13 protein-coding genes are annotated in these 11,040 nt (G+C 68.9%); 9 read left to right on the top strand and 4 right to left on the bottom strand.

Going from position 1 to position 11,040, the window contains the following annotated elements; translation table 11 throughout:
- Positions 1–235: 235 nt before the first annotated feature.
- Positions 236–466 carry a hypothetical protein gene (locus tag ACLJOO_RS30425; RefSeq protein ID WP_410790917.1) on the top strand — a complete coding sequence of 77 codons (231 nt, stop codon included), beginning with the start codon at positions 236–238 and terminating at the stop codon, positions 464–466.
- Here the strand turns inward: ACLJOO_RS30425 and ACLJOO_RS30420 are convergent.
- Positions 463–1,224: a nitroreductase/quinone reductase family protein gene (locus tag ACLJOO_RS30420; protein WP_410790915.1), complete on the bottom strand. Its 762-nt coding sequence runs from the start codon at positions 1,222–1,224 to the stop codon at positions 463–465. The genes ACLJOO_RS30425 and ACLJOO_RS30420 overlap by 4 nt on opposite strands.
- A 65-nt stretch (positions 1,225–1,289) precedes the next feature.
- On the opposite strand from ACLJOO_RS30420, the gene ACLJOO_RS30415 reads away from it, so the two are divergent.
- Entirely contained in the window at positions 1,290–1,721 is a 432-nt protein-coding gene (locus ACLJOO_RS30415; RefSeq protein WP_410790914.1) for a MarR family winged helix-turn-helix transcriptional regulator, read from the top strand.
- Here ACLJOO_RS30415 and ACLJOO_RS30410 read toward each other — a convergent pair.
- Positions 1,696–2,094 carry a MerR family transcriptional regulator gene (locus tag ACLJOO_RS30410; protein WP_410790913.1) on the bottom strand — a complete coding sequence of 133 codons (399 nt, stop codon included), beginning with the start codon at positions 2,092–2,094 and terminating at the stop codon, positions 1,696–1,698. The genes ACLJOO_RS30415 and ACLJOO_RS30410 overlap by 26 nt on opposite strands.
- A gap of 68 nt (positions 2,095–2,162) precedes the next feature.
- On the opposite strand from ACLJOO_RS30410, the gene ACLJOO_RS30405 reads away from it, so the two are divergent.
- On the top strand, positions 2,163–3,326 hold the full coding sequence (locus ACLJOO_RS30405) for an acyl-CoA dehydrogenase family protein (protein WP_410790911.1): 1,164 nt from the start codon (positions 2,163–2,165) through the stop codon (positions 3,324–3,326).
- A gap of 7 nt (positions 3,327–3,333) precedes the next feature.
- The gene (locus ACLJOO_RS30400) at positions 3,334–4,863 is read left to right on the top strand and encodes an acyl-CoA carboxylase subunit beta (protein ID WP_410790910.1); all 1,530 of its coding nucleotides are present in this window, start codon (positions 3,334–3,336) and stop codon (positions 4,861–4,863) included.
- Here ACLJOO_RS30400 and ACLJOO_RS30395 read toward each other — a convergent pair.
- Positions 4,860–5,768 (bottom strand): phosphotransferase family protein, encoded by a 909-nt coding sequence (locus tag ACLJOO_RS30395; protein ID WP_410790909.1) that lies wholly within the window; start codon positions 5,766–5,768, stop codon positions 4,860–4,862. The genes ACLJOO_RS30400 and ACLJOO_RS30395 overlap by 4 nt on opposite strands.
- 72 nt (positions 5,769–5,840) lie before the next feature.
- Here ACLJOO_RS30395 and ACLJOO_RS30390 point away from each other — a divergent pair, with 72 nt between their 5' ends.
- Entirely contained in the window at positions 5,841–6,617 is a 777-nt protein-coding gene (locus ACLJOO_RS30390; protein ID WP_410790908.1) for an HpcH/HpaI aldolase family protein, read from the top strand.
- A gap of 62 nt (positions 6,618–6,679) precedes the next feature.
- Complete coding sequence (locus tag ACLJOO_RS30385; RefSeq protein WP_410790906.1) at positions 6,680–7,375, top strand: maleylpyruvate isomerase N-terminal domain-containing protein; 696 nt, start codon at positions 6,680–6,682, stop codon at positions 7,373–7,375.
- Here ACLJOO_RS30385 and ACLJOO_RS30380 read toward each other — a convergent pair.
- The gene (locus ACLJOO_RS30380; protein WP_410790905.1) at positions 7,372–8,445 is read right to left on the bottom strand and encodes a CobW family GTP-binding protein; all 1,074 of its coding nucleotides are present in this window, start codon (positions 8,443–8,445) and stop codon (positions 7,372–7,374) included. The genes ACLJOO_RS30385 and ACLJOO_RS30380 overlap by 4 nt on opposite strands.
- Before the next feature lie 64 nt (positions 8,446–8,509).
- Between ACLJOO_RS30380 and ACLJOO_RS30375 the strand changes: the two genes are divergently transcribed.
- From ACLJOO_RS30375 to ACLJOO_RS30365, 3 genes are read left to right on the top strand one after another with little or no spacing between them, the layout of a single operon-like run.
- On the top strand, positions 8,510–9,718 hold the full coding sequence (locus tag ACLJOO_RS30375) for a GNAT family N-acetyltransferase (RefSeq protein ID WP_410790904.1): 1,209 nt from the start codon (positions 8,510–8,512) through the stop codon (positions 9,716–9,718).
- Between the two features lie 17 nt (positions 9,719–9,735).
- On the top strand, positions 9,736–10,452 hold the full coding sequence (locus ACLJOO_RS30370; protein ID WP_410790903.1) for a DUF4129 domain-containing protein: 717 nt from the start codon (positions 9,736–9,738) through the stop codon (positions 10,450–10,452).
- On the top strand, positions 10,449–11,033 hold the full coding sequence (locus ACLJOO_RS30365; RefSeq protein ID WP_410790902.1) for a hypothetical protein: 585 nt from the start codon (positions 10,449–10,451) through the stop codon (positions 11,031–11,033). The genes ACLJOO_RS30370 and ACLJOO_RS30365 overlap by 4 nt, the downstream gene beginning before the upstream one ends.
- Positions 11,034–11,040 lie beyond the last annotated feature (7 nt).

Below are 11,040 nucleotides of genomic sequence, written 5' to 3'. Positions count from 1 at the left end.
GCGCCGATCGCGAACCGAACCTCCATCGGAACCACCAGATCCGCCATGACTCACACACTGAGCCACAGCCATCAGGTGTCCGACATCTCCCTACACACCTCTGTCAGACATGTCCCTTCAGAACACACATCTGAAGTGACCAGTGGATCTCCCCGCCTTCAGCTGAACGGCGTTGGGACCGGCCGCGTCCAGGGCGGTGCTTGCGCGTCGGGTGATCGCGGCGGATCGTGGGTCTGTGATCGCAAAGAGGTGGGCTGACCTGAGCCCGGCGCAACAGCGACTGATCGTGGTCGGGGCGACTGTCGAGAGCGTGCTGAAGGCCGTCGCACTGGCCGATCTCGCGCGGCGGCCGGCCGCACAGGTTCGCGGCCCCAAACCCGTGTGGGCCCTGATCCTCACCCTCGCCAACTCGCTCGGCGCCGCGCCGCTCATCTACTGGTTCTACGGCCGCCGCAAAACCACCTAGGCCGCGTCCAGGGCCGGGCCCAGGTGGGCTTCCTCGTAGGCGTAATGGGCTTCGAGGGCCGTGGACAGGTGGGTCAAGTCGGCGCGTAGGCGTTGGGCGTCGGCCTGTGTCGGGGCGGCCGCTAGTTGCTCGACTGTGGTGGTCAGTTGCTTGTTGAGGGCGGCGACCGTGGTGTGTTCGCGGGTCAGGCGGTCTAGGGCTGGTTTTAGTTCGGGGAAGTTTGCGGCTAGTTGGGGGAAGACGCCGTCCTCGCGGGAGTGGTGGGCGTGGAGGGAGGTGCAGAAGGAAAGGCAGTGTTGATGGAGGGATCTCGCGTTGGTTGGCGCGGGGCCTGAGCCGGCGAGGTATGCGTCTACTGCGGCGAGTGTCGCGGACAGTTGCTCGCGGAGGCCGTTGTGGATCTCCTTCAGTTGCGCGGTCGCGGCGCCGACGCGGGCGGGTGTGAGTGCGACGACGGCGATCACCCGGTCGGTGTTCTGCTGGTACGTCGCGAACGCGGCATCCCGCTCCGCTTGTACGCCGTACAACCGGTCTCGCTCCGCACCGGTGATCTCCTCGGCGATCGCGTCGTACCGGCGGCCGTCGACCTCGACCGTCACGAGTGGGTTGGCGCGGAGGTTGTGCAGCCAGGCCGGTGCCTGCGGGCGGCCGGCGTTGCTGGCGAAGACGAGGAGCCGGCCGTCGAGCTCGGCGTACGCGACGGTGACGGTCCGCGCGGCGCCCGACCGCGCGCCGATGGTGGTGAGCTCGAGGAGCATGCGCCTAACCTTTGACTCGAGAAGTGATGTAGCTTTGCAAGCAAAGTAGTTTTGAGGACAAAGGTATGTCAAGTGTCGACGACAGCATCCGCACGCTCTTGTTGCTGATGCCGCGGATGGTGGGTCGCACCAAGCGGCTCAAGATTCCCGAGGAACTGGCCGGCCTGAACCTGGCGCCGCGGCATCTGAGCCTGTTCGCCTACCTCCTGTTCGACGGCCCGCTAGGCGTCAACGAGCTGGCCGAGCGCCTCGAAGTCACCCCCGCCACCGTCAGCCTGATGGTCACCGAACTGACCCGCAAAGGCATCCTCGACCGCCAGGAAGACCCGACCGACCGCCGACGCGCGATCGTCACTCTCTCCGACGAGCACCGCCCGGCCATCGACGCCTGGCTGGCCCGCGGCGCCCGCGCCTGGCGCGCCGCGCTGGAACCCCTCACGAACGAGGAGCGGGAGCTGTTCGTGAAGACGCTCAGGGCTTACGAAGAGGCGATCTGAGCGCGGCCAGGTCGGTGCGGCAGCGGTTCTCCACCTCGGCGAGGTCCTGGAGGGTTTCCTCGATGTCGCGGCGGCGTTGTTCGAGTTCGGTGCGGCGGTGGGTGATCTGGTCGAGGAGGTAGACGAGTTGGCCTTCCTCACCGGGTTCGGCGTCGTACATGTCGACGATCTTGGCGATCTCGTCGAGGGAGAAGCCGAGGCGCTTGCCGCGCAGGATGAGAGCGAGGCGGACGCGGTCGCGGGGGTGGTAGACGCGGGCGGTGCCGCGGCGTTCGGGGGTGAGCAGGCCGCGGTCCTCGTAGAACCGGATCGTTCGCAGCGTCACGTCGTACTCGGCGGCCAGCTCCGCGATGGACCAGGTCTCGGTGGACACCTGGCTATTGTGCATGCCGCCTAGCGTGCTTTACGTTTACGTAAGCGTCAAGCACGAAGGGGTGCCGCATGTTCGAGTTGTCCGCGGAGCATCAGGAGTTCCGGCGTAGCGTTCGCGACTTCGCGGAGGCCGAGATCGGCCCGCACGCGGCCGAGTGGGACCGCAAGCACTACTTCCCGGTGGAGGTCGTGCAGAAGATGGGGCGGCTCGGGCTGTTCGGGCTGACCGCGCCGGAGGAGTACGGCGGCGCGGGCGGCGACTTCACCAGCCTGTGCGTGGCGATCGAGGAGATCTCCCGGGTCGACCAGTCGATGGGGATCACGCTCGAGGCGGCGGTCGGGCTGGGGATCAACCCGATCCTGACGTTCGGCACCGACGAGCAGAAGGCTGCCTGGCTGCCCGACCTGGTGGCGGGCCGGGCGCTGGCCGGGTTCGGGCTGACGGAGCCGGAGTCCGGGTCGGACGCCGGCGCCACCAAGACCCGCGCGGTGATCGACAACGGCGAGTGGGTCATCGACGGCTCCAAGCAGTTCATCACCAACTCGGGTTCCAGCATCACTTCGTGCGTGACCGTGACCGCGCGGACCGGTGAGCGCGCGGACGGTAAGCCGGAGATCTCCACGATCATCGTCCCGAGCGGTACGCCGGGATTCACCGCGGAAGCGGCGTACGACAAGCTCGGCTGGCATGCCAGCGACACGCACCCGCTGTCGTTCGTGAACTGCCGGGTCCCTGAGGCGAATCTGCTCGGTGAGCGTGGCAAGGGGTTCGCGCAGTTCCTCGCGACGCTCGACGACGGGCGGGTCGCGATCGCGGCAGTTGCGCTCGGCTGCATCCGCGCGTGCCTCGAGATGTCCGTGCAGTACGCCGGTGAGCGGCAGACGTTCGGCGGACCGATCGGGCGCAAGCAGGGTGTGGCGTTCCAGATCGCCGACCTGAAGGTGATGGCGGACGCGGCGGAGTTGCTCGTCTACCGGGCCGCCGCGCTGAAGGACGCCGGCGCGTCGATGGCCGAGTTCAAGCAGGCCGCGTCGGTCGCGAAGCTGTACGCGACCGAGTCCGCGGTGACCGCGACCCGGATCGCCACGCAGGTCTTCGGCGGCTACGGCTTCATGGAGGAGTACCCGGTCACCCGGTTCTACCGTGACGCCAAGATCCTCGAGATCGGCGAGGGTACGTCGGAGGTGCAGCGGATGCTCATTGCCAGGTCGCTCGGGCTACCGGTGGAATGATGCAGGCATGACCCACGACCACTGGACAGAGGTCAAGGTCGCCCGCGAGGCGACTCTCGCGCCGCCGGAGAAGGCGGCGGCGAAACTCAAGAGTCAGAACAAGCTGTACGTGCGTGACCGGATCGCGCTGCTTGTCGACGAGGGCAGCTTCGTCGAGGACGCGCAGCTGGCGAACGCGCTGAACGCGGGCCTGCCCGCCGACGGCGTCGTCACCGGTCGCGCGCTCGTCGACGGCCGGCCGGCGCTGATCGTCGCCAACGACCCGACTGTGAAGGCCGGTTCGTGGGGCGCGCGGACGGTCGAGAAGATCGTCCGGGTGACCGAGGTCGCGATCCGCGACGAGCTGCCGATCTTCTGGCTGATCGACTCCGCCGGCGCCCGGATCACCGACCAGGTCCAGCTGTTCCCGGGTCGCCGCGGCGCGGGCCGGATCTTCCACAACCAGGTCGCGTTGTCCGGCAAGGTCCCGCAGATCTGCTGCCTGTTCGGCCCGTCCGCGGCGGGCGGCGCCTACATCCCGGCGTTCTGCGACATCGTGATCATGGTCGACGGCAACGCCTCGATGTACCTGGGCTCGCCCCGGATGGCCGAGATGGTCGTCGGCGAGAAGGTGACGCTGGAGGAGATGGGCGGCGCCCGGATGCACACCAGTGTCTCCGGCTGCGGCGATCTGCTGGCGAGCGACGACACCGAGGCGATCGAGCTGGCGAAGCAGTACTTCTCGTACCTGCCCGGTTCGTGGCGCTCGCGACCGCCGTCGTACGACGCCTCGGACGCCGGCCGGGACTTCACGCGGGACCTGGTGCCGGCCGAGGAGAGCGTCGGGTTCGACATCCACGACGTGATCGACGCGCTCGTCGACGCGGACACGTTCTTCGAGATCAAACCGGCGTACGCGCCTGAGATCGTGGTCGGGTTCGGGCTGCTCGCGGGGCAGGTGGTCGGGGTCGTCGCGAACCAGCCGGCGGTGAAGGGCGGCGTACTGTTCGTCGACTCGGCAGACAAGGCGGCGCGGTTCATCTGGCTGTGCGACGCGTTCAACGTGCCGCTCGTGTATCTGTGCGACGTACCGGGGTTCATGATCGGCAGCGAGGTCGAGCGGGCCGGGATCATCCGGCACGGCGCGAAGATGATCACCGCGGTGTCGGAGGCGACCGTGCCGACGGTGTCGGTGATCGTCCGGAAGGCGTACGGCGCCGGGCTGTACGCGATGTGCGGCCCGGGTTTCTCACCGGACGCGTGTGTCGCGTTGCCGACCGCGAAGATCGCGGTGATGGGGCCGGAGGCGGCGATCAACGCCGTGTACTACAACAAGATCCAGGAGATCGCCGACGAGGGCGAGCGGGTCGAGTACGTGTCCAAGTTGCGCGAGGAGTACGAAACCGACATCGACATCCTTCGGCTGGCCGCGGACCTGGTCATCGACGCGATCATCGAGCCGGAGAACCTCCGCGCCGACCTGATCGCCCGCCTCGCCGCGGCCCAGTCCAAGGACCGCACGTTCTCCCACCGGCGGCACGGCGTACCGCCGGTCTAACTACTCAGCCGATTCCGTAGGTAGTCCGCCAGGCCCGTGCGCCATTGGTGGGCTTTCGCGCGCAACTCCGGCTCCAGGTCCTCGAACTCCTCGAAGTCACCGCTCGCGTACCAACCGACTGCCCCGCACAACCGCCAGACGTCGACCTTGTCCATGCGCGGCCCGTAGGTCTCGTAGAACGCGTCCGGTAGTTGCGGGGTGCGGTCGATGAGGTAGATGTGCTCTTCGAGTGCCGCGATCTCGGCTGCTGGGTCGCCGACGCGTGTGTCGCCCCAGTCGATCAGCAGCGTCTCGGCCGGGCCGATGATGATGTTGGACGGGTTCATGTCGAAGTGCAGAAGCGCCGTCGGTCCGCTGAGACTGTCGGCGTGGGCGTCGATCAGCGCGTGAGCCTGTGGAAGTTGCGCGACGACCTCAGGCAGGTGCGTACGCAGGTATTTCTCCGCCGCGGTCAGGTCCTCGTGCAACTTCGCAACAGGGTCAGCAGGGTTCAGCGTGAGTCCGTCCGGGCCGAACGTACCTTGCAGTTTGTTCGGGAAACGTACGGCGTGCAGCCGCCGCATCGCCGTGCCGAGCGAGCGCCACGCGTCGCCGGTCATCCGCCCCTCCGCCACGAGGCTGGAGAGCATCTCGCCGGGCGCGTACTCGTAGAGCGTCGCCTCGTCGTTGCCACCGAGCAGGCGTGGCGCGGGTACGTCGTGATCGGCGAGGAACTGTGCCTGTGCTACCGGAAGCGGGCGTGGGTGCGAGGCGCGGTGCCGGAGGACGACGCGGGCGCCGTCGGCGAGTGTTGCCCGCAGGATCACGTGGTCGAAGCCGTGTCCGGTGATCGGTACGGCGTTCGCGACCGCCGGGAGCCCGGCCTCGGCGACCAACTTGTGCAGGAGGAGCTCGGTGGATGGCATCGGCAGCATCCTCTCGTCCAACTGATGGTTGGTCGAGCGATTTTCGGACGCCGGTCTGGATAGTCTGCGGGGGTGAATGCAAACGATTTCTCGCACAAGGTTCGGGCTCGGGAGAAGCTGGTCGGGTACTGGATCACGCTGGATTCGCCGGCGGCGGCCGAGCGGATCGCGCGGCTGGGGTACGACTACGTGGTGCTCGACGCGCAGCACGGGCTGATCGGGTACCAGGGGTTGATGACCGGGCTGCTCGCGATCGACGCCGGGTCCGCGATCGGGCCGCAGCCGACGGTCGGGCTGGTGCGGGTCGAGGCGAACGATCCGACGCCGATCGGGCGGGCGCTCGACGCCGGGGCGACCGGGGTGATCGTGCCGCTGATCGACAGCGCGGACGACGTGGCTCGGGCGGTTCGTGCCGCGAAGTATCCGCCGGTGGGTGTGCGCTCGTTCGGGCCGATGCGGGCTGCGCTGCGGATCGGTCCGGTGCCGGCGGACAGCAACGACGCGACCGTCGTACTCGCGATGATCGAGACGCCGCTCGGCCTGCAGAACGTCGCCGAGATCTGCGCGACGCCTGGACTCGACGGGGTGTACGTCGGCCCGTCGGACCTCAGCCTCGCGCTGGGCGCCCGCTTCCCGGGGGACTCGGAGGTCGCGGGGCCGTTCGAGGAGGCGGTCGAACTGATCGCGCGTACCGCGCGGGAGGCCGGGATCGCCGCGGGCATCCACACCTTCGACGGCGAGTCGGCGAAGAAACGCCTCGACCAGGGTTACACCTTCGCCACCGTCGCCTCCGACCTCAGCCACCTCGAAGCGATCGCCGCGGCGCATCTCGATACGGCTCGTTCGTAGGTCCGGAACACCTCGGTGGGTTCTCGGGTTACGTTCTTCAGAGGACACCGAGGAGGCCGGGGATGAAGGCACCCGAGCGCGGCGCGTTGCCGTTGGGGTTGGCGGGGACGCTGGGGCGGACCTACGGGCGGCTGACCGAGACGGTCCAAGGGCTCAGTGACGCGGACTTCCAGCGCGAGACCCGGTGCGCCGGCATGCCCGTCGGTCCGTTGCTCGTGCATCTGCTGTACGACGCTCAGCGGGCGCTGATCGCGTTCGCCAGCCCGGCCGTGGTCGAACCGGACCGGGACTTCGTCACGTACTGGCGCGACTTCCCGCCGCAGCCCGACGGTGACACGAGTTTCGTGCGGAGCGTCGCGGCGGCGTACCGCAAACCCGGTCTGCTCGTGCAGCACTGGCGTGAGGTGTCCGAGGCGGCGGTCCGGGCGGCCGCGGCCGGGCTGGCGACCAAGGGGCACCGGGTCGAGACGCAGGGTCACGTCCTGCGGGCGGTCGACTTCGTCGCGACCTTGGTGCTTGAGGCAACGGTCCATCACCTCGACCTGATCGTCGGCCTGCCGGACGCGCCGGAGCCCGACCCCGAAGGCCTGCAGGTCACCGCGCGCACACTGGACGGGTTGTTCGGCCCGGCGGCCTGGGACGTGATCGCGTGGGACACCACGACGTACATCCTGAAAGCAACAGGCCGCCTACCCCTCGACGAGAACGACCTCACGATGCTCGGCCCCCACGCCCACCGCCTGCCCCTACTCGGCTAGAAGACGCCCGCGAAGGGGTCGTCGAGGTTGGTCCAGTCGGGGTTGGCCAGTTCGGATTCGGTGAGGAGGCAGGCGTCGAGGACTGCTTGGAGGCGGGCGGGGTCGAGGCCCATACCGGTTGCGACGACGGTGCACTCGGCGAGGTGTTCGGTCTCTGACCATTCGCCGAGCGTCCCGAGCGATGCGCTGTACCCGGCGGACTCCCACCGCACGCGCTGGGTCGGCCGGTTCGCCAGCCAGACCACGCCGCGACTGCGAACCACCCCATCCACGATGTCCTCGAGCGCGTCGTTCAGCCGCGCGGGATGCAACGGCCGCGTCGACCGCCACAGCACTGTCGTCACGCCGTCACCGCTCGGTTGCACCCGATCCGACGCCGCGAGCTCACCGGCCCACGCCTCAGCCGCGTCGAAGTCGAACCGCCCGGTCCGCGCGACCGGCCCATTCGGTACGCCGGCAACGTCCGCCGGCACTACCGACGTCCGCGGGTTGAGGTGCGCCAACAGGTGTTCGAGCCGCTCAACCGCCATACTGCGATGCGCATTGGCCAGCACACACACGTCGGCGTACTCGATCTGACGCGCGGTCAGCTCCGCGACATTGCGCCGATCCGGCAGCCCGAGCGCCAGGCCGCGCTCGGCGAGGAGCTCGTCGCCGGACAGTTGCTCGACCAGCAGTACGGCGTCGACGACGCAGGTGACCGTGTCGACGACGATCTCCGGCAGGACGGAGGTCAAGGTGGTGACCAGTGGGCGCGCCTCCATCGCGGGCGGTGCCGCGAGGACGATGTGGTCCCAGTGCCCACGCGCGACCAGCGTCTCCAGCAACGGTACGAGCGACTCGATCAGCTGACACGCGCCGCAGTCGTCCCCGACCGTGAACTCGCCGGCGTCGATCGGCCCCGACGCGTCCCGCACGTGCCAGGACAGCACGCCCCGACCGGGCAGGTCGTCCTGGTCGATCACGACGGCCACGGTGGCGGCGTCGGTCATCGCTTCCAGCACGGGCTCCCGCAACGTCGTGGAAAGCCCCACCAACAAGGACAACGGAGTTTTCGCTTGGGCGGTCATGCCCACAGTATATGAAAACGGTTTTCATCAGTCCAGGGCCCTGTCCTTCTGGTAGGTAAGGACCATGACGATCGAGATCGGGCGGTTCACCGGTGAGTGGGACGAGCTTCTGGAGCTCCTGGACATGGCGTTCTCGGCGCCGTGGACGGACGAGCAGTACGAGTCCGAGCGGCGGATCTGGGAGCGTGAGCGCAGTGTCGTCGCGAGTGAGGACGGACAGCTCGTCGGGCACACCGGCACGTTCTCGCACCTGATGACAGTGCCCGGCGGGCAGCTGCCGGTCGCGGGTGTGACGATGGTCGGCGTACGGCCGACGCACCGACGGCGCGGCATCCTGCGCGACCTGATGCGCAGGCAGCTGACCGACATCCACGAGGCAGGCGAGCCGCTGGCAGCGCTGACCGCGAGCGAGCCGGTCATCTACCCGCGGTTCGGTTACGGCCTCGCGTCCGACCACCAGGAGATCGTCGTACCCAAGGTGTCCCGCACGTTGCGCCCGGTGGCCGGCATCGACGACGTGCGGATCCGGTACGTCGACGTACGCGAGAGCCTCGCCCGCTGTGCCGAGCTGCGGAACAGGCTGGCGTTGGAGCGGCCTGGTGTGTTCCAGCACGACGAGCGCTGGCAGGAGTACTCGATCAGCGCCACCGTCACGAGCAACGTCGCGAACGCGTCCAAGGTGCGCTGCGTCGTCGCCGAGCGGGACGGTGAGTTGACCGGGTTCGCGCACTACCGGACGAAGCGCGCGGAGAAGGGGTACGTCGACGTACAGCGGGTGCATGCGGTGGATATCGGGTCGCATGCCGCGCTGTGGCGGTACCTGCTCGAACCGGACCTGCTCAGCGAGACGCGGTGCGCGATGCTCCCGTCGGACGATCCGTTGCTGGACCTGCTGCTCGACCCGCGGGCGCCGGGGCCGATCACGCGGGACGGCCTGTGGATCCGGCCGGTCGACGTACGTCGTGCGCTCGCGGAGCGGACGTACGCGCGGGACATCGACGTCGTCCTCGACGTGGTCGACGACTTCCTCCCGTGGAACGCGGGCCGCTGGCACCTGAGCGGCGGACCGGACGGCGCGAGCTGCGAGTCCGTCACGCGCGACGCCGACCTCACCCTCGACGTCCGCGACCTCGGCGCCGTCTACCTCGGCCGCCCGTCGCTGGCGAGACTCGGCCGGGCCGGTCTGGTCACCGAGCACACCCCTGGCGCGCTCACCGCGACCGCGGAAGCGTTTTCCACATCCCGGCTCCCGTTCCTCGACACAGCCTTTTGAGGGGGTAGCCTGCCCAGATGCAGACGCAGCGTCGGGGTGCGCTCGCGGTGGTCGCCGTGCTGCTCGTGGGGATCGTGGTGGCCGGCTTCGTCGTGCTCGCCTCCGCGAGCGGGCCGGTGCGCCCGATCAGTGACAGCACGCTGAGCGCGAGCCCGCGGCCGCTGCCGACCTTCTCGGTGAGCGAAACGCCGCCGGAGCAGTCGCAGCCGTCCCCGCGCGTGCTCCCGCAGCACGAGACGCCGGGCTGGGTGCTGTCGTTGTGGCAGGCGGTGGTCTACCTGATCATCGCCGCGGTGGTGGCGTTCATCCTGCTGATCATCGCCCGCGTCCTGCGCCGGGTCCGGCTTCCGCAGGTGGAGCCCGAGGAGCCCGACTGGGAGCGGATGAAGGCGGAGCGGCTGGCCGAGGCGGTCGACACCGGCCTGGCTCGCATCGACAGCGGTACGGCGACCGACGCGGTCGTCGCGTGCTGGGTCGCGTTGGAGGAGGCGGCTGCTTCAGCCGGCGTACCGCGGGATCCGTCTGAGACTCCGGCCGAGTTCACCGTGCGGGTGCTCGGGATCGGCGGGATCTCCGAGCCGCAGCTGATCCGGCTCGGAGAGTTGTACCGCGAGGCGCGCTACTCGACCCACGGTTCCAGTGAGCAAGCGCGGACCGAGGCTCGCGCGGCCCTGCTGCGACTGCGTGACGAGCTCGCTGCGGCTCATCGCGCCGAGGCGGAGGTTTCCGGATGACGTCTTACCGCTGGACTCCGCTGGAAGAGAAGGGGCCGCCGCCTGAAGTCAAGCGGAGGTCCTTGCTGCCGAGCAAGCTGCTCCTGCAGCACCTTGGCGTGGCTGTGTTGGTGAGCTTGATGCTCGTGACCGTGTTCAGTGCCGCGGGTATGGCGCCGCGACCGCTGTGGTTCGTGGCGGCCGCGCTGGCTGTTGGCTTGGTGTCGCTGGCGATCCGGCTGGTGGTGCCGCAGACCGTGGAGACGAGCTGGCCCGGTCGGCACGACGACAAACTGGCAGCGCTGCGAGCCCGGACCAACGACAACCGCACGCAGTTCATCGCCACCTGGCTGCAGGAGTCCGGCCGCGAGCGGCGTGCGGGTGAAGGCTCGCAGACCTTCGTACGGCGGGTCCGCCCGCTGCTGTTCGAGCTGGCCACCGACCGCCTGGTGCACCGGCACGGCGTCGACCCCGAGCGCGAGCCGGACCGGGCCCGCGCGATCACCGGCGACCGGCTCTGGCAGCTGATCGCCGGCGACGACAAACGCACCGCGTCCCTCGACGAGATCGAGTACGCGATCCACACCATCGAGAACCTGTGAGGAAGAC

This window comes from Kribbella sp. C-35 (genome assembly GCF_046549195.1).
In the GTDB taxonomy this organism is placed as follows: domain Bacteria; phylum Actinomycetota; class Actinomycetes; order Propionibacteriales; family Kribbellaceae; genus Kribbella.
This window is presented reverse-complemented; position numbering and strand designations above follow the sequence as displayed.